This window comes from Bordetella sp. BOR01 (assembly GCF_019218885.1).
Classification (GTDB): domain Bacteria; phylum Pseudomonadota; class Gammaproteobacteria; order Burkholderiales; family Burkholderiaceae_B; genus Bordetella_A.
In genome coordinates this window covers 819,374-839,436 of record NZ_JAHUWT010000003.1, presented here as the reverse complement: position 1 = coordinate 839,436, position 20,063 = coordinate 819,374, and the positions used below count along the sequence as shown (strand labels likewise).

16 protein-coding genes are annotated in these 20,063 nt (G+C 66.8%); 3 read left to right on the top strand and 13 right to left on the bottom strand.

Translation table 11 applies throughout. From position 1 onward, the window contains the following. The first annotated feature begins 13 nt into the window (after positions 1-13). Positions 14-2,095 (top strand): PhoX family phosphatase, encoded by a 2,082-nt coding sequence (locus KW845_RS18795; protein ID WP_218370855.1) that lies wholly within the window; start codon positions 14-16, stop codon positions 2,093-2,095. Between the two features lie 77 nt (positions 2,096-2,172). Here KW845_RS18795 and KW845_RS18790 read toward each other — a convergent pair whose 3' ends face one another. The 4 genes from KW845_RS18790 to KW845_RS18775 are packed head-to-tail and all read right to left on the bottom strand — an operon-like array spanning position 2,173 to position 6,676. Further along, a complete protein-coding gene (locus KW845_RS18790) occupies positions 2,173-2,844 on the bottom strand; it encodes a hypothetical protein (RefSeq protein WP_218370854.1) in 672 nt (223 codons plus the stop codon). A 16-nt stretch (positions 2,845-2,860) separates the two neighbouring features. Beyond that, complete coding sequence (locus KW845_RS18785; protein WP_218370853.1) at positions 2,861-4,468, bottom strand: peptide chain release factor 3; 1,608 nt, start codon at positions 4,466-4,468, stop codon at positions 2,861-2,863. 51 nt (positions 4,469-4,519) lie between these two features. After that, positions 4,520-5,149, bottom strand: coding sequence for a LysE family transporter (locus tag KW845_RS18780; RefSeq protein ID WP_218370852.1), 630 nt, complete (start codon positions 5,147-5,149; stop codon positions 4,520-4,522). A gap of 51 nt (positions 5,150-5,200) precedes the next feature. Continuing rightward, positions 5,201-6,676, bottom strand: coding sequence for a DEAD/DEAH box helicase (locus KW845_RS18775; protein WP_218370851.1), 1,476 nt, complete (start codon positions 6,674-6,676; stop codon positions 5,201-5,203). A gap of 334 nt (positions 6,677-7,010) precedes the next feature. Between KW845_RS18775 and KW845_RS18770 the strand changes: the two genes are divergently transcribed. Both KW845_RS18770 and KW845_RS18765 read left to right on the top strand, forming a co-directional pair. Beyond that, the gene (locus tag KW845_RS18770) at positions 7,011-7,667 is read left to right on the top strand and encodes a LemA family protein (protein ID WP_218370850.1); all 657 of its coding nucleotides are present in this window, start codon (positions 7,011-7,013) and stop codon (positions 7,665-7,667) included. Further along, entirely contained in the window at positions 7,609-8,559 is a 951-nt protein-coding gene (locus KW845_RS18765; RefSeq protein WP_370628252.1) for a YgcG family protein, read from the top strand. The genes KW845_RS18770 and KW845_RS18765 overlap by 59 nt, the downstream gene beginning before the upstream one ends. A 43-nt stretch (positions 8,560-8,602) precedes the next feature. Here the strand turns inward: KW845_RS18765 and KW845_RS18760 are convergent, their stop codons facing one another. The 9 genes from KW845_RS18760 to KW845_RS18720 all read right to left on the bottom strand — a co-directional run bounded on the left by KW845_RS18760 (position 8,603) and on the right by KW845_RS18720 (position 19,984). Then, positions 8,603-9,808, bottom strand: coding sequence for an amidohydrolase family protein (locus KW845_RS18760; protein ID WP_218370849.1), 1,206 nt, complete (start codon positions 9,806-9,808; stop codon positions 8,603-8,605). After that, entirely contained in the window at positions 9,805-11,532 is a 1,728-nt protein-coding gene (locus KW845_RS18755; RefSeq protein WP_218370848.1) for an ABC transporter ATP-binding protein, read from the bottom strand. Before KW845_RS18755 ends, KW845_RS18760 begins: the two co-directional genes overlap by 4 nt. Before the next feature lie 9 nt (positions 11,533-11,541). Beyond that, on the bottom strand, positions 11,542-12,468 hold the full coding sequence (locus KW845_RS18750) for an ABC transporter permease (RefSeq protein ID WP_218370847.1): 927 nt from the start codon (positions 12,466-12,468) through the stop codon (positions 11,542-11,544). 10 nt (positions 12,469-12,478) lie between these two features. After that, on the bottom strand, positions 12,479-13,450 hold the full coding sequence (locus tag KW845_RS18745; RefSeq protein WP_218370846.1) for an ABC transporter permease: 972 nt from the start codon (positions 13,448-13,450) through the stop codon (positions 12,479-12,481). A 229-nt stretch (positions 13,451-13,679) separates the two neighbouring features. Continuing rightward, positions 13,680-15,284, bottom strand: coding sequence for an ABC transporter substrate-binding protein (locus tag KW845_RS18740; protein ID WP_218370845.1), 1,605 nt, complete (start codon positions 15,282-15,284; stop codon positions 13,680-13,682). A 512-nt stretch (positions 15,285-15,796) separates the two neighbouring features. Further along, positions 15,797-17,206: a GTPase/DUF3482 domain-containing protein gene (locus KW845_RS18735; protein ID WP_218370844.1), complete on the bottom strand. Its 1,410-nt coding sequence runs from the start codon at positions 17,204-17,206 to the stop codon at positions 15,797-15,799. Further along, on the bottom strand, positions 17,199-18,635 hold the full coding sequence (locus tag KW845_RS18730; RefSeq protein WP_218370843.1) for a DUF2868 domain-containing protein: 1,437 nt from the start codon (positions 18,633-18,635) through the stop codon (positions 17,199-17,201). The genes KW845_RS18735 and KW845_RS18730 overlap by 8 nt, the downstream gene beginning before the upstream one ends. Continuing rightward, positions 18,636-19,013: a YkvA family protein gene (locus tag KW845_RS18725; protein WP_218371424.1), complete on the bottom strand. Its 378-nt coding sequence runs from the start codon at positions 19,011-19,013 to the stop codon at positions 18,636-18,638. A 65-nt stretch (positions 19,014-19,078) separates the two neighbouring features. Then, positions 19,079-19,984: an AraC family transcriptional regulator gene (locus tag KW845_RS18720; RefSeq protein ID WP_218370842.1), complete on the bottom strand. Its 906-nt coding sequence runs from the start codon at positions 19,982-19,984 to the stop codon at positions 19,079-19,081. Between the last annotated feature and the right edge of the window lie 79 nt (positions 19,985-20,063).

The following is a 20,063-nucleotide window of genomic DNA, read 5'->3' as shown; positions in this document are numbered from 1 at the left end:
AACAGGAAAAGCCATGACCGATTTCGACGACATTCCGTCCAACCCCACTGCCAGTACGCATTTCAATGACATCGTGCGCCATGCGCTGTCGCGCCGCGGCTTCCTGAAGGCCGGCCTGGGCGCGGGTGCGGTAGGTTTCCTGGGCACCGGCCTGACGGCGTGCGGCAGCGGCAGCGACGACGATGACGACGGCAGTTCGGGGGGCGGCGACCCACCGCCACAGCCCGTCGATATGGGGTTCAAGGCCGTGCCCTTCAGCGTGGCCGATACCGTGACCGTGCCCGCGGGCTATGCCTGGGCCGTGATCAACCGCTGGGGCGACAAGCTGCACAACCATTCACCGGCGTTTCGCGCCGACGCCGGCAATACCGGCGATGAACAGGCGCTGCAGATTGGCTACAACCACGACGGAATGCACTTCTTCCCGATCGACGGCAGCAACAGCGTCTCGGGCAGCAGCGACGAAGGCTTGATGGTGACCAACCATGAATACATCACGCCGCATTACTTCTTCCCGCTGGGCGTAGAACCCGGCAATGCCGCCTGGACCTTGGACTGGGTGCGCAAGTCGCAGCACGCGCAGGGCGCATCGGTGGTGCACATCCGCCGCAATGGCACCCACTGGGAACCGGTGCTGGACTCGCCCTTCAACCGCAGCATCAATGGCACCACGGCCATGCAACTGGTCGGCCCCGCCGCCGGCAGCCGCCTGGCACGCACCGTGGCCGATACTTCCGGCACGCGCGTATTCGGCACCTTTGGCAATTGCGGCAACGGTTATACGCTGTGGAACACCTATTTGACCTGTGAAGAGAACTTCACCGATTACTTCGGCGTCGGTACGAAGGATGCGGCCACCGTCGATTATCCGGACGTCGAATACCAGGCCCACATGCAGCGCTACAAGGGTAGCGGCAAGACGGCCAGCAGCTCGTATCGCTGGGACACGCATGACACGCGATTCGACTGGTCGGCCGAGCCGAACGAATACAACCGCTTTGGCTGGATTGTCGAGATCGACCCGTTCGATCCCAACTCGACGCCCAAGAAGCTGACCGCGCTGGGCCGCTTCAAGCATGAGAACGCCGCCATGGCATTGGCCGACGATGGCCGCGTGGTGGTGTACATGGGCGACGACCAGGTCAGCGAATACATCTACAAGTTCGTGTCCGATGGCAAATACGATCCAGCCACGCCCGCGCTGAACCGCTTGCTGCTGGACCGCGGCACACTGTACGTGGCGCGCTTCCTGGCGGGCGATACGGCGGGCGATGCGATGGGCAACGGCGAGTGGGTGCCCCTGAAGCTGGACACCCCGGCGCTGGCCGGCGGCACGCTGGGCGACCTGTTCAACCAGGACATGGGCGAACTGCTGGTGAAGACGCGGCAGGCGGCCGATGCCGTGGGTGCCACGCCGATGGATCGCCCGGAGTGGGTGGCCGTGCATCCCAAGACGCGCGAAGTGTACGTGACGCTGACCAACAACAGCAGCCGCGGCAGCGGCAGCCCGCGCTTTCCGGGCGGCCCCAACCATCCGGGGGCCGACGAGGCCAATCCGCGCGAAGACAACGTCTACGGCCAGATCGTGCGCTGGCGCGAGCAAGACGGCAACCCCACCGCCCTGGCGTTCGAATGGGATATCTTCGTACTGGCCGGCAACCCGAACCTGTACGACGAAGCCGATCCGCGCAGTGGTTCAGACAATATCAACGTGGACAACACCTTCAACAGCCCCGATGGCCTGGCCTTCGATGCGCGGGGCTTGCTGTGGATCGAAACCGACGGCAACTATTCCAATACCGATGAGTACGAGGGCCAGGGCCACAACCAGATGCTGGTGGCCAACCCCGTCACGCGCGAGATCCGCCGCTTCATGACCGGACCCGTGGGTTGCGAGGTGACCGGCATTACCTGGACGCCGGACCAGAAGTTCCTGTTCATCAATATCCAGCACCCGGGCGAAGGCCCCGACGTGGCATCGTCGCAGGCCGACCCGTTGCAGGCCTCGACCTGGCCGGACGGTTCGGCGGCCAGCCGGCCGCGCCCGGCCACTGTGGTGATCTGGAAAGAAGACGGCGGCATCGTCGGCACGTAAGCCGGTTGGCCTGGGGCGGGCCGCATGCCCGTTCCAGGCCGCCGGCCAGCCGGTGCGCGGTCAGGCGGCCTAAGGTATCAATCGGGCCGGCGCGGGCATTCGGCGATGGTGCCCCAGGCGCGATTGGGGCCGCAATACTTGTTGCGGGCGTTCCAGGAACACGTGGGGCGCTGGAAAAAGCCCTGGTTGGCGCAATGCGCCAGTTCGCGTTGCAGCGCTTCTTTCCAGGCGCCACCGTTGGCGTTGGCCGGCGCCTGGGTTGGCGCGGTGACCGGCGGGTTCACCGCATAGGCCTGCTGGTTCGGCGGCGGCACCGTGGTGGTGGGCGGCAGCGACTGCAGGTCTAGCGTGGTGACGTCGGATTGGCCGGACGGCAACGGCACCGGCGATGCGGCCGCGAGTTCGCGTGCTTCGTCCATGCTGATGTTGTCGCGCGAGATGCGTACCGAGGGGTCGGTGGTGGTGTCGAACAGCGACACCGTGGACACCGTCCAGCTTTCGCCCGCGGGCTTCTCGGGCACGCCCAGCGTGCCATCGACCCGCGGCTGGGGCGGTTGCGCCACATACGGCCTGCCATTGGCGTCAAGGATGGGCTCTTGGGATACCCCGCCTTCCTGGCCGGGGGCAGCCGTAGCCTTGGGCGCGTGCGCCACCAGCCAATCACCCAGTTGGATTCCGCCCCACGCCGCGGCGCCCAGCGCGAGCAGGAGCGTTGCGAACAATACACGCCAAGACATTGCTACCCTCATCTTTGCGGCGACCCGCCTAAGCCTGGCTTCCGAAGACCTGGCCGCCGTGCTCGCGCATGGCGTGGAATTTCACATCCGGATACAGGTCTTCAGCCACGCGTAGCTGCGCGGGTGAACCAATCAAAAAAGCCGCCGCATCCACCACATCATAGGCGATGTGTGCCGCGTTGGCATCCATGAACTTGCGCAGCGCGCGCGGGTTCTCAGAGGTGATCCAGCGGGCCATGGTGTAGCGCGACGGCAACATGCGAGCCTCGACACCGTATTCGGTCTTCAAGCGGTGCGCCACGACTTCGAACTGCAATTGCCCGACCGCACCCAGCAGCAGCGTGCCGCCGGACGCTTCCGGGCGGAAGACCTGGATGGCGCCTTCTTCGCCCAGTTGTGTCAGGCCGATACGCAATTGCTTGATGCGTAGAGGATCTTTGACTTCCACGGCCTGGAAGAGTTCAGGCGCGAAGAATGGCAGCCCGGTAAAGCGCAGGCTTTCGCCTTCGGTCAGGACGTCGCCCAGTTGCAGCACGCCGTGGTTGGGAATGCCGATCACGTCGCCCGCGTAGGCCTCGTCGAGCAGTTCGCGGCGCTGCGACAGGAACGACACCACGTTGTTGGGCCGCATTTCCTTGTTGGTGCGAGCCACTTTCAGGCGCATGCCGCGCTCGAAGCGGCCAGAGCTGACGCGCACGAAGGCCACGCGGTCGCGGTGGGCCGGATCCATGTTGGCCTGTACTTTGAACACCACGCCCGTGAACTTGGGCTCTTGGGGCTCGACCAGGCGTTCCAGCGCCTGGCGCGGACCGGGGGGCGGTGCTTGTTCCACCAGCGCGTCCAGCACTTCCTGCACGCCGAAGTTGTTGATGGCCGAACCGAAGAACACCGGCGTCTGCTTGCCGGCCAGGAAGGCGTCGCGGTCGAACGCAGGGGCGGCTTCCTGGATGAGCTCGATCTCGCCATTGGCCTGCTCGAAAGCCGAGCCGAAGCGGCGGTTGATTTCCGGGTTGGCCAGGCCCTGGATGATGTCGTCGTCATCCGAGCGGCGTTCCTGGCCGGGACGGAACACGCGCATGCGGTCGCGGCGGATGTCGAACACGCCGGCGAACGCCTTGCCCATGCCCACCGGCCACGAGAACGGCACGGCGTCCATGCCCAGGTGCCCTTCGATCTCGGACAGCAGTTCCAGGGGTTCGCGCACTTCGCGGTCCATCTTGTTGATGAACGTGATGATGGGCGTATTGCGGGCCCGGCAGACCTGCAGCAGCCGGATGGTCTGCGGTTCGACGCCGTTGGCGGCGTCGATGACCATCAGCGCGGCGTCCACCGCGGTCAGCACCCGGTAGGTGTCTTCGGAAAAGTCCTGGTGGCCCGGGGTGTCGAGCAGGTTGATGACGCAGTCGCGGTATTCCATCTGCATCACCGACGAGGCCACCGAAATGCCCCGCTGCTTCTCGATTTCCATCCAGTCGGACGAGGCATGCCGCGAGGCCTTGCGGGCCTTGACGCTGCCGGCGATCTGGATGGCACCTGCGAACAGCAGCAGCTTTTCGGTCAGCGTGGTCTTGCCGGCGTCGGGGTGGGAAATGATGGCGAACGTGCGTCGCCGGGCGACTTCTTGGGGAATATTCATGGTCGATGCGATTTTACCGGTGCGCATCGTGCGCGCCGGCACCGGTGCCCGTTACGCTTGGCGGCGGAAGGTAGCCAGGAAAACGCCCGCCACGATGAACAGCGAGCCGAAAATACGATTCATCCAGCGGATATGGCGCGCCTCGCGCAGCAACCGCAGCACTTTGGCGGCCAGCAGCGTGTACACGCCCATGGCTACCATGTCGGTGAACACCAGCGTACCCGCCAGCGCCGCGTACTGCGGCGTCAGGGCGTTGGCCGGATTGACGAACTGCGGCACGACCGCCAGCAGGAACACCGTGCCCTTGGGGTTCATGAGATTGACCAGGATGCCTCGCACGACCAGCTCGCGCACCGAGAAATGCGTGGGATTGCCGGTGTCCACGGCCACCGGCGCCGCATCGGTACGGATCTGGCGTACACCCAGGTAGATCAGGTAGGCCACGCCCAGGTACTTGACCACGGAAAAGGCGATTTCAGAGGTGGCCAGCACCGCGCCCAGGCCCACCGCCACGATCACGAACTGGGCCAGGATCCCGATGATCAGGCCGGCGGTGTTCCAGTAGCCGCGCGCGAAGCCGTATTTCAGCCCCGACGTCATGGCCGAAATGGCGCCCGCGCCCGGCGAGAAAGAAATGGCCCAGGCAGCCAGGAAGAAGGTCAGCCAGGTCGAGAGCGTCATGTCGGTTTCCTGTGGCGGCGCACCGCCGGTGTGTAAGGCAGGATACGGATATTACTTGCCCAGCAGCGCTCCACGCGAACCGCCCGCCGGACGGCCCGAAGGCCGGTTCGTGCCTTCGGCATGGCGTGCCGTTTGCGGTTGGGCGCGGTTGTCGGCGCGGTGACCGCCAGCGGGGCGTTCGCTGCGCGCGGCCGGGGCCTGGCGCTGTCCGCCCGGGCGGGCCTGGCCGGCGGGCCGGGCCGGGGCAGCCTGGCGAGGCGCCTGGCCGGGCCGGCCACCGCGGTCGCCGCCATTGCCGCGCGGCGCACCTTGGCGGCGCGGCTGGCGGTTGTCTTCATCGCGTTCCTGGCGTTCGTAGGCAGCCGGGTTGCTGCCCGCGGGCGGCGTCCAGTCTTGTACCGGATGGCGCTCGATGGTCTTGCCGATCAGGCGCTCGATGCCTTTGAGCAGCTTGATCTCGCTGCTGTCGACCAGCGACACGGCCGCGCCCGTGGCACCCGCGCGGCCGGTGCGGCCGATGCGGTGCACGTAGTCTTCGGGCACGTTGGGCAATTCGAAATTCACCACTTGCGGCAGTTGATCGATGTCCAGGCCGCGCGCGGCGATATCGGTGGCCACCAGCACGGCCACGTTGCCTTCCTTGAAGCCCGCCAGGGCGCGGGTGCGCGCCGCCTGGCTCTTGTTGCCGTGGATGGCGGCGGCGCTCAGGCCGTCTTTCACCAGTTTTTCGGCCAGGCGGTTGGCGCCGTGCTTGGTGCGGGTGAATACCAGCACCTGGTGCCAGCCGCTTTCACGGATGATGTGGCTGATCAGGTCGCGCTTGTGATGCTGTTCGACCAGGTGCACGGTTTGCGTGACCAGTTCGGTGGCGGTGTTGCGCGGGGTGACCGAGACTTCGCCCGGGTTGTTCAGCACGCCGCGCGCCAGGCTGCGGATTTCGTCCGAGAACGTGGCCGAGAACAGCAAGTTCTGGCGCTGCTTGGGCAGCAGGGCCAGCACCTTGCGGATATCGCGGATGAAGCCCATGTCCAGCATGCGGTCGGCTTCGTCCAGTACCAGGATCTCGACGCCGGACAGGTCGACCGTTTTCTGGCCACAGTGGTCCAGCAGGCGGCCGGGGGTGGCAACCAGGATGTCCAGCGGCTTTCTCAGCGCGCTGATCTGCGGGTTGATGTTGACCCCGCCGAACATCACCATCGAGGTCATGGGCGTGTGCTTGCCGTAGGTTTGCACCGACTCGGCCACCTGGGCGGTGAGTTCGCGGGTGGGGGTCAGGATCAGGCAGCGCGGGCGGCCGGGTTTTTTCAGGGCCGGCTTTTGCTGCATCAGCAGATGCAGGATGGGCAGCACGAAGCCCGCGGTCTTGCCGGTGCCGGTCTGGGCGGCGGCCAGCAGGTCGCCTCCCTTGAGCACTTGGGGAATGGCCTGGGCCTGGATGGGGGTGGGCGCGGTATAGCCGGTATCGGCGATGGCGCGCAAAAGGGTATCGGCCAGACCGAGGTCGGCGAAAGAAATAGTGGCAGTCAAAACAACTCCAGCGGCAGCCTGTCGCTCAAGTTGAGAGACTCCAATCCAGGCGTACGAGATGAGGAGAAAAAATGAAAGGCCCGTACTAGGGGCCAGGCGTGGCGGCTTTGCACCAGCGAATGTGTGCCGATTGGCTGGGCACACCGCAGGCATTGTAGCCCATGCGCGCGCGTTTGCGCGCCCCACCTGCGTGTCGCGCCGTAACAATCGACAGAGGGCGTTACACCCCGCCCTGGGCAAAGCGGCCTTGACCTGCTGTAATGGCGGCACTTCCGCGCCGTGCCCGGTGGGGCGCGGAAGGCACGCCATGTTCCAGGACAGGAATCACGACACCATGAATATCTTCCGTTGGCTGGGCCTTTCCCTGGTCGTACTGACAGCCTCGGTGCTGTCGGGCTGCGGCTACAACAGCATCCAGGCGGCTGACGAGCAGGTCAAGGCGGCCTGGTCCGAGGTGCTGAATCAATACCAGCGGCGCGCCGACCTGGTGCCCCAGTTGGTGAAGGCGGTAGACGCCTACATGACGCACGAGCGCGACGTGCTGACGCAGGTCACCGAGGCGCGCAGCAGGGTGGGCAGCGTGCAGATCACTGCCGACCAGCTCGAAGACCCGGCCGCCGTGCAGCGCTTCCAAGAGGCGCAGGGGCAGCTGACTTCTGCGCTGTCGCGACTGATCGCCGTGTCCGAGAACTACCCGCAGCTCAAGGCCGATGGCCTGTTCCGCGACCTGCAGGTGCAACTGGAAGGCACCGAGAACCGCATTTCGGTGGCGCGTGGCCGCTACGTGCAGTCGGTGCAGGCCTACAACGTACTGGTGCGCCAGTTCCCGGGGGTGATCACCGCCAAGATCTTCGGCTATGCGCCGAAGGCCAATTTCGGGGTCGCCGACGAGGCTGCCATTTCGCGGCCGCCAGAGATCCGCTTCAGCAACGATGCAACTGCTCCCAAGCCTGCCCCTGCTCCGGCCCCGGCCCCGGCCCCGGCCCAGTAACGGGCTGGCGGCGCTGCGGCGAGGCGCCGGCGCCTGGCTGGCCGCCCTGCTGTTCCTGTCGGGCCTGCTGGCCGGCATGCCGGCCGCTGCGCAACCGGCTGCCCCGGCGGCGGTGCCGACCCTGCAGGCGCGTGTCACCGACACCACCGGCACCCTCGATGCCACCCGCGGGCAGGCCCTGGAGCAACGCCTGGCCGCGCTGGAACAACGCAAAGGCGCGCAAGTCGCGGTGCTGATGGTGCCTTCCACGGCACCCGACACGATCGAGCAGTACGCCACGCGCGTATTCGACCAATGGAAACTGGGCCGCAAGAACACCGACGACGGTGTGCTGCTGGTGGTGGCCAAGGATGACCGCGCCCTGCGCATCGAGGTCGGCTACGGGCTGGAAGGCGCCATTCCCGATGCCATGGCCGGCCGCATCATCCGCGAACAGATCGTGCCGCACTTGCAGGCGGGCGACTTCGCCGGTGGTATCGATGCCGGCGTGGCCGCCATTGAAAAGCTGATCGACGGCGAACCCTTGCCGCCACCCGTGCAGGCCCAGGATGACAGCGCGGAAGAGAACTGGCCGTTCTTCCTGATGCTGGGGGCCTTCATGCTGGGGTTGCCGGCCATCGTGGCCGGGCTGGCCGCGGCGGCAGTGTCGTGGATGGCGTTCGGCACCTGGTGGGCGGCCGTGCTGGGCGGCGTGGGCGGGTTTGCGATCAGCGGCCTGCTGGGCGTACTGGGTATCAAGCGCCGCCTGTTGAATTCGGCGCGCCGCGGCGGCCGGGGCGGCGGCGGAGGCTTCGGTGGTGGCGGAGGCTTCGGCGGTGGGCGAGGCGGTGGTGGGGGTTTTGGCGGTGGCGGCGGCCGCAGCGGCGGCGGTGGCGCCTCGGGCCGCTGGTAGCCCCCGCGCTTGCCGTCCGGTGTCCGGTCCCCCGGCCCGGCTCTTACTTCAGCCCGCCCGCCACCAGCATGCCCTGCTTGAACACCGCCACGTGATGCTGCACGTCGGCCGCCTGGCCGATATCCTGCGTGGGATCGCCGCGCACCAGCAGCAGGTCGGCGATGGCGCCTTCGGCCACGATGCCATGGCCGGGCATGCCCATCAGGTCATGTGCCCGCGAGGTGCCCGCCACCAGCGCGTCGGTGGGGGCCATGCCGAATTCCACCATGTAGGCCAGTTCTTCGGCATTGCTGCCATGGCGATTGAACGGCGTGCCCGCGTCGGTGCCCATGGCAATGCGTCCGCCGGCGCGGTAATACATCTGGAACGACTCGCGGTGGCGCTGTTCGACGGCGCGCGCCTTGTCCACCACATATGACGGAATGCCGCGCTCGGCGTTGTCCAGGATGTTGCGCAGCGCCGCGATGGTGGGTACCAGGTAGGTCTGGCGCTCGAGCATTTCATCCAGGCATTGCTGGTCCATGAAGATGCCGTGCTCGATCGAATCGATGCCCGCGCGCACCGCGTTCAGGATGCCTTCGGTGCCTTGCGCATGGCTGGCGGTGCTTTTGCTGAAGCGCTTGGCTTCGTGTACGCCGACACGCATCTCGTCGAAGCTGTAGTGGGCATCCATGGGGTTGACGCCCGGGGTCATGACGCCGCCGGTAGCCATGATTTTCACCAGGTCGCAGCCGGCATGCACTTGTTCGCGCACGGCCTTGACGACTTCGTCGCAGCCATCGGCCACGCGGCCGGTGCGGTTGCCGTGCCCGCCAGTCATGCAGATCATGCGGCCGGCCGCCTTGATGGTGGGGCCGGCAAAGATGCCGCGTGCGATGGCATCGCGCACGCCGAACTCCAGGTAGTCTTTGCCGCCGCAGTCGCGCACCGCGGTGATGCCGCCGCGCAGCGCCGCCTGCGCATTCTCGAGCGCGGTCAGCGTGATCTGCGCGGGGCCCTGGCGGCTCATCTGCGCATGCGGATCGGCGCTGCCGGTGAACACCAGGTGCACATGGCAATCGGCCAGGCCCGGCATCAGCGTCATGCCGGCGGTATCCACGCGCTGGCCGGCGTAGCCTTCGAACTGGCCAGCCGGCGCCACCTTGGCGATGCGCCCTTCTTCCACCAGCACGGCATGGCCGGACAGCAGCTCGCCGCGGCCGTCGAATACGTTGCCGCCCGTAAACAGCATGGGGCCGGGCTTGCTCATGATTCCACCTCCAGTCCTTCTCGGGACATGACGTGCAGTCGCGGCATCAGGCCCAGCAGGTGCCGGGTGTAGTCGTGCTGCGGGGCATTGAACAGGGTTTCGGTGTCGGCCACTTCCAGCAGCTCGCCGTAGCGCATGACGCCGACGCGGTCGCACATCTGGCGGATGACCGGCAGGTCGTGGCTGATGAACAGCATGGTCAGGCCCAACTGTTCCTGCAGGTCTTTCAGCAGGTTCAGGATCTGCGCCTGGATGGACACATCCAGTGCCGAGGTCGGTTCGTCGCAGATCAGGAAGCGGGGCCGGGTGGCCAGCGCGCGCGCAATGCAGATGCGCTGGCGCTGGCCGCCCGAGAATTCGTGGGGGTAGCGGCGCGCGGCGGCCGCACCCAGCCCCACGATGTCGAGCAGGTCGGCCACTACCTGGCGCGCATGGGTTTCGGTGTCGGCCAGCTTATGGAAGCGGATTGGCTCGGCCACGATGTCCAGCACCCGCATGCGCGGATTGAGCGACGAGAATGGATCCTGGAACACCATCTGGATCTGGCGCCGGAAGGCGTTCAGCTTTTTTTCGTCCTTCAGCGCCGTCAGGTTGGTGCCATTGAAAGTCACTGAACCGCCACTGGGCGTGTACAAGCCGGAAATCAGGCGCGCCACCGTGGACTTGCCCGAGCCCGATTCGCCAACCAGGCCGAACACTTCGCCCTGCGCGATCGACAGGTTGACCTGCTTGACCGCATCCAGCGTGCGGCGGTTGCGCGCCAGGAAAGCGTTCTTCAGGATGAAGCGCATGCCCAGGTCTTGCGTCTGCACCAGCGGACCGCCGGCATCCTGGCCGAAATCGCGGCGCTGGCCCAGCCAGTGCGTGGAGATATCCAGCGGCTTGGCCGGCGTCTTCACGTCCTCGATATAGGTCACCAGGGGAAAGCGGCGCAGCTTGATGTCCGGGCGCGGCACGGCCGAAATCAGGCTGCGTGTGTAGGGATGGTCGGGATCGCCCAGTATCTTGGTGGTGGGCCCCTGTTCAACCAGCTTGCCGCGGTACAGTACCGCCACGCGATCGGTCACGTCGGCGATCACGCCCATGTCGTGCGTGATGATGATCATGCCTACCTGCTTTTCCTTGCACAGCTTGCGCAGCAGGTCCAGGATCTGCGCCTGGATCGATACGTCCAGGGCGGTGGTGGGTTCGTCGGCAATGATGATCTCGGGTTCGCAGCATAGCGCCAGCGCAATGACCACCCGCTGGCGCATGCCGCCCGAGAACTGGTGCGGGTACTGCTTGACGCGCAATTCGGGTGCATCGATGCCGACCTGCCGCAGCAGGTCGACGGCGCGCTGCCCGGCCTGGGCGGGCGTCAGGTCCAGATGCACCAGCATGGTTTCCACCAACTGGCTTTCCACCGTCTGCAGCGGGTCGAGCGAGGTCAAGGGGTCCTGGAAGATCATGCCGATGCGGCGCCCCCGCACCTTGCGCTTGTCGGGCTCGGGCAGGGTATCGATGCGCTGGCTGTCCAGGTGCACCTCGCCGCCCGCCAGGCGGCCCGGAAATTCCAGCAGGCCGATCACGGCATTGCCGATGGTGGACTTGCCGGCGCCGGATTCGCCCACCACACCCAGGATCTCGCCGCGGTCCAGCGTCAGCGAGACGCCGTCCACCGCCACCAGCGTGCCCCGCCGGCTGGCGAATTCGATGCGCATGTTGTCGATGTCGAGCATTGCCATGGCGATCCTTCAACGCAGCTTGGGGTTGAGCGCGTCGCGCAGCCAGTCGCCCAGCAGGTTCACCGACAGCACCAGCGCGACCAGGGCAATGCCCGGGAAAATCGAGATCCACCACATGCCCGAGAACAGGTAGCTGTTGCCGATGCGGATCAGCGTGCCCAGCGAGGGCGCGGTGGGCGGCACGCCCACGCCCAGGAACGACAGCGTGGCCTCGGTGATGATGGCGATGGCCAGGTGGATGGTGGCGATCACCAGCACCGGGCCCATGACATTGGGCAGGATGTGGCGGTGCAGGATGGTCAGCGGGCCGATGCCGATCAGCTTGGCTGCCTGCACGTATTCTTTGTTGCGCTCGACCATGGTCGAGCCGCGCACGGTGCGTGCATACTGCACCCAGCCCGAGATGCCGATGGCGAAGATCAGCACGTACAGCGCCAGGTCGTTGTGCATGTCGCGCGGCAGCAGGCCGCGCGCCACGCCGTCGATCAGCAGCGCGATCAAGATGGCCGGAAACGACAGTTGCACGTCGGCGATACGCATGATGATGCTGTCGACGCGCCCGCCCACGTAGCCGCTGATCAGGCCCAGCGACACGCCCAGCACCATCGAGAACAGCACCGAGGCGAAGCCCACGAACAACGACACGCGCGAGCCATACAGGATGGCCGACAATATGTCGCGGCCCTGATCATCGGTGCCCAGCAGGAAGTCGGCATTGCCCTCGGGATTCCAGGCCGGCGGCGTATTGGCATCCATGATGTTCAGCGACGCCAGGTCGAACGGGTTGTGCGGCGCTATCAGGGGGGCGCACAGCGCGCCCAGCAGGATGGCCAGGGTGACAATGGCCGAGATCACCGCGCTGGGCGAACGCTTGAAGCTGTACCACAGGTCGCTGTCGGCCGCGCGCGCGAACCAGGGGGCGATGCGTGCAGTCATAGGGATTCCTTCATTTGCTTTGCACGCGCAGGCGCGGGTCGACCACGACATACAGCACGTCGACGATAAGATTGATCACCACGAAGAAGAATGCGATCAGCACCAGGTAAGCCGCCATGACCGGGATATCGACGGTGCTGATGGCCTGGATGAACAGCAGCCCCATGCCGGGCCACTGGAATACCGTCTCGGTGATGATGGCGAAGGCGATGATCGAGCCCAGTTGCAGGCCGGTAATGGTGATCACCGGTACCAGGGTATTTTTCAGCGCGTGGCGAAAATTGATCAGCCGTTCCGGCAGGCCGCGCGCACGGGCGAACTTGATGAAGTCCGACCGCATGATCTCCAGCATCTCGGCACGCACCAGCCGCATGATCAGCGTCATCTGGAACAGTGCCAGCGTGATCGACGGCAAGATCAGCGCCGCCAGGCCCGATCGCGTCAGCAGGCCGGTGGTCCAGCCGCCGATGGCGATGACTTCGCCGCGGCCGAAACTGGGCAGCCAGCGCAATTGCACGCTGAACACCAGGATCAGCAAAATGCCGATCAGGAAGGTGGGCAGCGAGATGCCGGCCAGCGACAGGGCCATGAAGGCGCGCGACAGCACGCCGTAGCGGCGCAGCGCGGTGTAGATGCCCATGGGAATGCCGAACGCCAGCGCCATCACCGCCGAGACGAACGACAGTTCCAGCGTGGCGGGCAGGCGTTGTTTGATCAAGTCGCTGACGGGCTGGCGCTGGCGGTACGATATGCCGAAATTACCCTGCGCGGCATCGCGCACGAAGCGCGCGTACTGCACCACGAACGGGTCGTTCAGCCCCAGCCGTTCGCGCAGTTCGGCGCGCTGGGCTTCAGTGGTGTCCTGCCCCACCATGCTGACGATCGGATCGCCCACGTAGCGGAACATGGCAAACGCAATCAGCGCGACGGTCAGCATGACCAGCAGGGACTGCAGCAGGCGTCGCCCGATGAAAGAAAGCATGAAGCAATTCCTGATTGAAGGCCGGCGCGTGGCGCCAGCCGGGGAATGTGTCAGTCGTTCGTGCGGGTCCCGAGCATTGTCAGGTGTCTGACTCCGCAGGTGTCAGACACCAAAGTGGGCAGAGATTGTCTCAATAGCACGGTGTCTGACACCTGCGGAGTCAGACACCCGGAAGCGCCAGCGCCGCCTCGTTGAGGCAAGCGCGCAGCGCTTCGGGGGTGGTTCCCCCTCAGGGCATGACGACGTTGCGCAGGTCCAGCACGTCATCGGCGCGCTGCACGACTTCCAGCTTGTCTTTGATGCCCCATGACATGGGTTGCTGGTGCAGCGGGAGATAGCCGTAGTCGTTGCGCACGATGTCGAAGGCTTCCTTGATCATCGCGTTGCGCTTGGCCTGGTCGGTTTCCACGCCGATCTGGTTGGTCAGTTCATCGACCTTCGGGTTGCAGTAGCCGCCCAGGTTGAACTGGCCGGCCGCCGTCTTGCTGTCGCGGCACGCGGCCAGGTTCAGCAGCACGTTGTGCGCATCGGTGGAGCTCGGCGTCCAGCCCAGCATGTACATGCTGGTCTGGTTGCCGGCCTGCAGCAGGATCTTGCCGAAGTACTTGGACTTGGTCTGCGCCAGCAGGTTGATCTTGATGCCGACGCGGGCCAGCATGCCGGCCACCGCCTGGCAGATCTTCTCGTCATTGACGTAGCGGTCGTTGGGGCAGTCCAGCGTTACCTCGAAGCCATCGGCGTAGCCGGCGTCGGCCAGCAGCTTCTTGGCGCGCGCGGGGTCGGGCTTGTAGGGCGTGCCGAACGAATCGTCGTAGCCGTTGACCGAAGTGGCCACCAGCGAGCCCAGCGGCTTGGCCGCATCGCGCATGATCTTTTTGTTGATGGCCTCGATGTCCACTGCCAGCACGACCGCCTCGCGCACCCGCGCGTCCTTGAACGGGTTCTTGCCCTTGATGTTCGAGAACAGCAGCTCGTCGCGATCCTGGTCCATGCCGATGAAGATGGCGCGCGCCTCGGGTTCGGTCAGCGGCTTGACGCCGGGCGCGTCTTCCAGGCGCTGCCAGTCTTGTACCGGCACGGGCTGCACGATGTCCATTTCGCCGGAGATCAGCGCGGCCACGCGCGTGGCTTCTTGCGTGATGGGCTGGAAGATCACCTCGGTGACGTTGGTCTTGATGTTCTTGTCCCAATAGCCGTCGTAGCGCTTGAGCACGGTCTTCACGTCGGGCTGGCGCTCGACCAGCATGAACGGGCCGGTGCCGTTGGCGTGCAGGTTGGCGTAGTTGCCCTGGTTGTCGCCCTTCACATTGGTGGCTTCGGTGGTCTTGTTCTTTTCCGACCACGACTTGCTCATGATGTACAGGAAGGTCCATTCGCGCGGCAGAATGGGATTGGGCGTGGGGGTGATGACTTCGATGGTGTGGTCATCGATCTTCTTCACCTCGGACGCCTTGGCGCCGTAGCCCTTCATGTCCGAGCCGGGTGTCAGGCTGCGCTTCCACGAGAAGATGACGTCGTCGGCCGTGAAGGGCGAACCGTCATGGAACTTGACGCCCTTGCGCAGCTTGAACACCCACTTGGTGGGTTCGGTGTTTTCCCAGCTTTCGGCCAGCAGCGGCGTCAGCTTCATGTCGCCGTCGTAGCCGGCCAGGGTTTCGTAGATGTTGCCTTGGAAACCCAGCGTGAACGTCTCGTTCAGCGCCATCGGGTCCATGGAGGTGGCGTCGCCCTGATAGGCCCAGTGCAGGGTCTTGGCATGCGCGGTGCCTGCCAGCAAGACGCCGCAAACCGCAAGCGCCAGCGCCGATTTCTTGATGAATGGTGTGATACGCATAGCCCTTTGTGCTCCGTGTGATGCGCGTCGATCGCGCGACAGAAGTGACAGGGCCCCCGCCCCTATTCGGTTCAGGCCGGGGGCACGGCGTACTGCTTACGACAACGCGAGGTCTTGCGGTTGAAGGCGGGATGCCGCGCGCGCGTCTGCGGGCGGGGCGATGGCGATCACTGCATAGGGCTTCGGATTCACGATAAACCTGACCTCGGGTGATTCTTGTTGGCGTGGAAGGACCGCGCCAATGTAGGTCGAATCTTATAGAGGCAATGATTTAAGCGTCAATCGTTTTGACTTGGGGTAAGTACTTGGTTGCGGGTGAGGGGAAACGCTGTGTTTGGTTGTTTGCGCGGGGCGGCGCCCGCCCCCACCCGGCACCACGGCTCGACCCGTGATGAGTCAAGCTTTTCCGTCGCTGGCACGGGGCGTGTTCCTGGCTGGGTGGGGGGCAGCGGAGGGGGTGGGGCCGGCAGAGCAAGCCGCCTTGCGCGGCTTGCTCTGCCATTCGGGCGCTGTCATTCGGGGAGCGCGTGGGGGGTGGCGGTCTCGGCGGCATCTTTCGCCAAGGCCTGGGCCAGGTCGGCCACGACGCGCTTGCGGCGCTCGTCGTCTTCGTGGCCTTTGCCCAGGGCCGACCATTCGGGGCGGCTGCGGGCTTCTTTCAGGGCGTCGGGCAGGCGGCCGGACCGCCAGGTCTTGTCGGCCGGGCGGTCCAGGCGCAGCGGGTCGCGCGCGGCGTGGCCGCGGCGTTCCAGGGCGTGGATCAACTGGCGTTGGCGCAGGGCCAGCAGGCGCAGCACGGCATCGTCGACCGTGATTTCACGGTAGCCGCGCAGCTTGCCCAGGATGCGGCCGCCGAAGCGTTCTGCGCCCTGCCACAGCCCGCCGGCTGCCGCGCCGATCAGCATGCCGGTGCCCAGGCTCAGGCCGGCGCTGAACAGGTCGACGGCGGCGCCCGCCATGGCGCCGGCGGCCATGCCGGTGCCGAGCTGGATGCCCATGTCTTTCAGGGCCTGGGGGTGGAACAGGTCCATGCCCCAGCGCGTGCCTTCCAGCGGAAGGTCGTCTTCGGCATAGTCGCTGCGGCGGAAGTTGTACAGCGCCAGCAGGGCATCCACGCAGGCTTGTTCCCGGCGGCGCACCTGGTCGCGCAGCGTCGTGGCATGGGCCTGCAAGGCGGCGTCATCGGCGGGGCTGGCCAGGCGCAGCGCGGCTACGTCCACCAGCAGGTCGGCGGCCAGTTGCCAGGCGGCCTGGCTGCGTTCCTGGCGTTGGCGCGCCAGTTCGTCCGACAAGCGGTTCAGCGTGACGGCATGGCGGTCCAGTAGTACGGCCAGCTTGGCGTACAACTGGCGTTCGCCATCCAGGGGGGGCACCACTGTGTCGAATTCCAGCGCGGCATGCAGGCCCAGCCTGGCCATCGCGTCGCGCCATTCGTCGGCGCGGTGGGCGGGCGCATTGACGAAGTTCAGCACCGGCAGCAGAGGCCGGCCGCACGCCGCCAGCAGGGCCAGTTCGTCGCGATGCTTGCTCAGCACCGGATCGCGCGAGTCGATCACATATAGCGCCGCATCGCAGTCCAGCATCTTGGCCAGCACACGCGCTTCTTGTTCGTAGCGCCGGTGGGCCTCGGGCGAATCCAGGAAGCGGCGGATGCGCGCCGGCCCGTCGATGCGGGTGCCGGGTTCATCCAGCCGCTCCAGGTATTCGAGCAGCGCGATGCTGTCTTCCATGCCGGGGGTATCGAACCATTCCAGCACCGGGCGGCCATCCAGGCGCAGGCGCGCGCCCTCGACGTGGCGAGTGGTGCCGGGGCTGTCGGCCACGTCGCCGAATCCGCTGTTGCGCGTCAGGGTGCGCAACAGCGAGGTCTTGCCGGTATTGGTGTGGCCCACCACGGCGATCTTCAGCATCGGCTCAGCCATCGCCGGTCTCCAGCCAGCGCAACGGCTGGTCGGCATCTTGCAGGATGGCGTCGGGTGCCATGCCGGCGGCTGCCAGCCGGTCGCGCCAGGCATCCAGGCGGGCCGGTTCGCCCGCCGCCGGCTGGCCAGGACGGGTAGACAGCCAGACGCGTGTCTGGCCGGCCTTGCCGGCCAGGGCAGCGATCAGGCCCAGGGTGCCGCGGTCGGGTGTCTGGCGCGCGTCGCAGGCGATCAGCAGGCGCCGGGCGCCGGCCTGGGCCAGGGCATCCAACAGGCGGTTGCGTTGTTCGCGGCTGTCCAGGTTGCCGGCATCTTGTATGCCTGGCGGCAATCCGGCCGGCGGCCAATGCAGGTCGGCGGGCAGTTCCAGCCCGGCCAGCACCGGCTGGTCGCCCAGGTTGGCCAGTTGCCCTGCACCCATTTGCGGCTGGTGCAGCGGGTCGGCCGGCCGGTCGATGCCGATGAATTGCACCGGGGGCAGCAAGCGGTCGCGCAGTACGGCGTAGCCCGGCAGTGCGGTGTCGATGCGCAATCGCCGCCGGGCGCGGCCCACGCGGACCTGGCACAGCGCCCAGGCCAACAGGCGCGGCAAGACGCCATAGACGGCCACTACGCCGATCAGCCAGACCGACCATTGCGCCTGGGCCGCGGCGGGCAGCACCTGGTTGTTGTCGCTGGCGCGCACGATGGCCTCGGCCGGCGTGGCAAAGCCCAGTTGCGCCGGCAGCCAGCCCAGCACGCGGGTAACCGAGACAAATGTATCGGGCTGCAGCAGCGTGGTGGCCCACACAAACCGGTAGCTGGCGGTCGACAGCATCACCAGCAGGGTTGCCAGCGCCGCGGCCAGGCCGGCCAGCCACAGCGCATGGCTGATGGCGCCGAACAGCCAGCGCAGCGCGCCGGCGCGTGCCAGCAGATTCATCAAGGCTTGCGGCACCAGCGCCGCATCGGGGCCGCGCGCCAGCTTGCGGGTGGCCCAGAGCCACAGTCGGCCCAGGCCGGTGGTTGTGCCCGGGCGCAGCAGGAACGAAGCCAGCCACAACAAGAATGTCAGGGCGTGCACGCCCAGCAGCGCACCCACCGCCCACAGCACGTTGACGGGCCGGGTACCGTCGCCCAGCGCACCGGCGGCCGACAGGACGCCGGCAGCCACCGCGATCACCAGCAGGATAGCCAGGCTGAGCACGGCGCCCTGGCGCCAGCGCGACACCAGGCTGTCCAGCCCCTCGCGGCGGCCCAGCAGGCGCGCGCGCAACAGGATGCGGTCTTCCAGGGTGTCGGGGCCGGTGCGAGCCTGGCGCACGGCGTCCGCATCTTCCAGCGGCCCCCAGTGCTCTTCACGCAGGCGGATGGTCTCGGCCAGCCAGTGGGCCTGCCAGGCGCCGGAAGGTTCGGCCGCGGGCGTGGCGCCGGGCGCGGGGGTGGCCATTCAGCCAGCGCGGCGCGGCGTGGCGGAAGCGGGCGCGCCAAACCAGGCCTGCAGCTTGTTGCTGGCCTGTAGCTTGACGTCGTCGTTGATGTAGAACGCCACGGTGGCCAAGGCGGCCGTCATGACGCTCAGGTCGTCGGTATAGCCGACCAGCGGCGCCAAGTCGGGAATGGCGTCCAGCGGCAGCACAAAATAGCCCAGCGCGCCGTAGATGACCCGGCGCGCCCACTTGGGCGTGCCGGGGTTCTGCACGGCGTAATAGAGCCACAGGGCTTTTTCCAGGGCCTGCCGGCCCGCTGCCGACGCATGGCGCGTCGCCTTGCGCCAGAAGCGCTGGTCGGAATAGGCCTTTTCGTAGGTCGGATTGGCGATTGGCATGGTGGGTCGGGCGCTGCGCCCGGTCTTCATGGTCAATAGCCTATTGTAGTCCCCTGGGGGAAACCTCAGCGGCCCCGGCGTGTGGCGGCCCGGTATTGGCCGGGCGTGACGCCGGCGGCCTGCAGGAATGCCCGGCTGAGGTGGCTGGCGTTGCCAAAGCCGCAGGCCTGCGCCACGGCGGCCAGGTCGTCCGCCGTGGACGCCAGCAGGGTGCGCGCCTGCGCCAGCCGGCGGCCCAGCACCCAGGCGTGGGGCGGCTCGCCGAACGAGGCGTGGAACATGCGCGCGAAATGATAGGTAGACAAGGCCGCCACGCCCGCCAGCACGTCCAGTGTCAGGGGCTCGGCCAGGTGGGCGTCGATATAGTCGCGTACGCGGCGCCGCACCACGGGTGCCAGGCCGCCCACCGAAGCCGTGCGGCCTGCCGATCGGCCCGTGCTCTGCGTCAGCAGGTGATGCAGCACGGTTTCGGCGGCGCTGCTGGCGGCCAGGCGCGCTGCGGGCAGGTTCCAGTCGGTGGCCAGCAGGGCGCGGCACACTTGTGCCAGCGACGGGTCTTGAATATAGGTGCGGTCGCGCAGTTCGAGCTCGCGGGGTTCGCGGTCCAGCCGCATGACGGCCTCGCGTGCCAGGCGCTGCGGCGCAATGTACAGGTGCAGGAAGCGCACTTCCTCGTTCATGCTCCAGCGCGAGTGATGCCGGTCGGGTAGCACGCAGAACTTGCCGGCCCCGCCATGCAGGTCGCGATGGCTGAGCCGGAAGCAGGTTTCGCCGCCCTGCAGGTACAGCGACAGGGTGTGATGGCCCGGGGTGTCGTAGTCGATCAGCGCCCGGCCGGCGCGTTGGTCGCGGTTCCACTGGGCCACTGCCAGGCCGACCCCCAGCGTCGCGGCGCGGTCGAGCTGGACGTTGGCGTCGCGCAGGGTATGGAACAGGGCGAAGTCGGACGGTGCCGATGCGATCTTGCTCATGGCCCGCTCATCGTACGCCAGCTTGTCCGCGCCCGCGCGCGCGCAGGCCGGCCGGATGGCAAAAAGCGCAAGAACCGGC

What these genes read in the sequence shown, in the direction of transcription:
- KW845_RS18795 (WP_218370855.1), top strand. Translation starts at nt 14, where the DNA reads ATGACCGATTTCGACGACATTCCGTCCAACCCCACTGCCAGTACGCAT.
- KW845_RS18790 (WP_218370854.1), bottom strand. Translation starts at nt 2,844, where the DNA reads ATGAGGGTAGCAATGTCTTGGCGTGTATTGTTCGCAACGCTCCTGCTC.
- KW845_RS18785 (WP_218370853.1), bottom strand. Translation starts at nt 4,468, where the DNA reads ATGAATATTCCCCAAGAAGTCGCCCGGCGACGCACGTTCGCCATCATT.
- KW845_RS18780 (WP_218370852.1), bottom strand. Translation starts at nt 5,149, where the DNA reads ATGACGCTCTCGACCTGGCTGACCTTCTTCCTGGCTGCCTGGGCCATT.
- KW845_RS18770 (WP_218370850.1), top strand. Translation starts at nt 7,011, where the DNA reads ATGAATATCTTCCGTTGGCTGGGCCTTTCCCTGGTCGTACTGACAGCC.
- KW845_RS18765 (WP_370628252.1), top strand. Translation starts at nt 7,609, where the DNA reads ATGCAACTGCTCCCAAGCCTGCCCCTGCTCCGGCCCCGGCCCCGGCCC.
- KW845_RS18760 (WP_218370849.1), bottom strand. Translation starts at nt 9,808, where the DNA reads ATGAGCAAGCCCGGCCCCATGCTGTTTACGGGCGGCAACGTATTCGAC.
- KW845_RS18755 (WP_218370848.1), bottom strand. Translation starts at nt 11,532, where the DNA reads ATGGCAATGCTCGACATCGACAACATGCGCATCGAATTCGCCAGCCGG.
- KW845_RS18750 (WP_218370847.1), bottom strand. Translation starts at nt 12,468, where the DNA reads ATGACTGCACGCATCGCCCCCTGGTTCGCGCGCGCGGCCGACAGCGAC.
- KW845_RS18745 (WP_218370846.1), bottom strand. Translation starts at nt 13,450, where the DNA reads ATGCTTTCTTTCATCGGGCGACGCCTGCTGCAGTCCCTGCTGGTCATG.
- KW845_RS18740 (WP_218370845.1), bottom strand. Translation starts at nt 15,284, where the DNA reads ATGCGTATCACACCATTCATCAAGAAATCGGCGCTGGCGCTTGCGGTT.
- KW845_RS18735 (WP_218370844.1), bottom strand. Translation starts at nt 17,206, where the DNA reads ATGGCTGAGCCGATGCTGAAGATCGCCGTGGTGGGCCACACCAATACC.
- KW845_RS18730 (WP_218370843.1), bottom strand. Translation starts at nt 18,635, where the DNA reads ATGGCCACCCCCGCGCCCGGCGCCACGCCCGCGGCCGAACCTTCCGGC.
- KW845_RS18725 (WP_218371424.1), bottom strand. Translation starts at nt 19,013, where the DNA reads ATGCCAATCGCCAATCCGACCTACGAAAAGGCCTATTCCGACCAGCGC.
- KW845_RS18720 (WP_218370842.1), bottom strand. Translation starts at nt 19,984, where the DNA reads ATGAGCAAGATCGCATCGGCACCGTCCGACTTCGCCCTGTTCCATACC.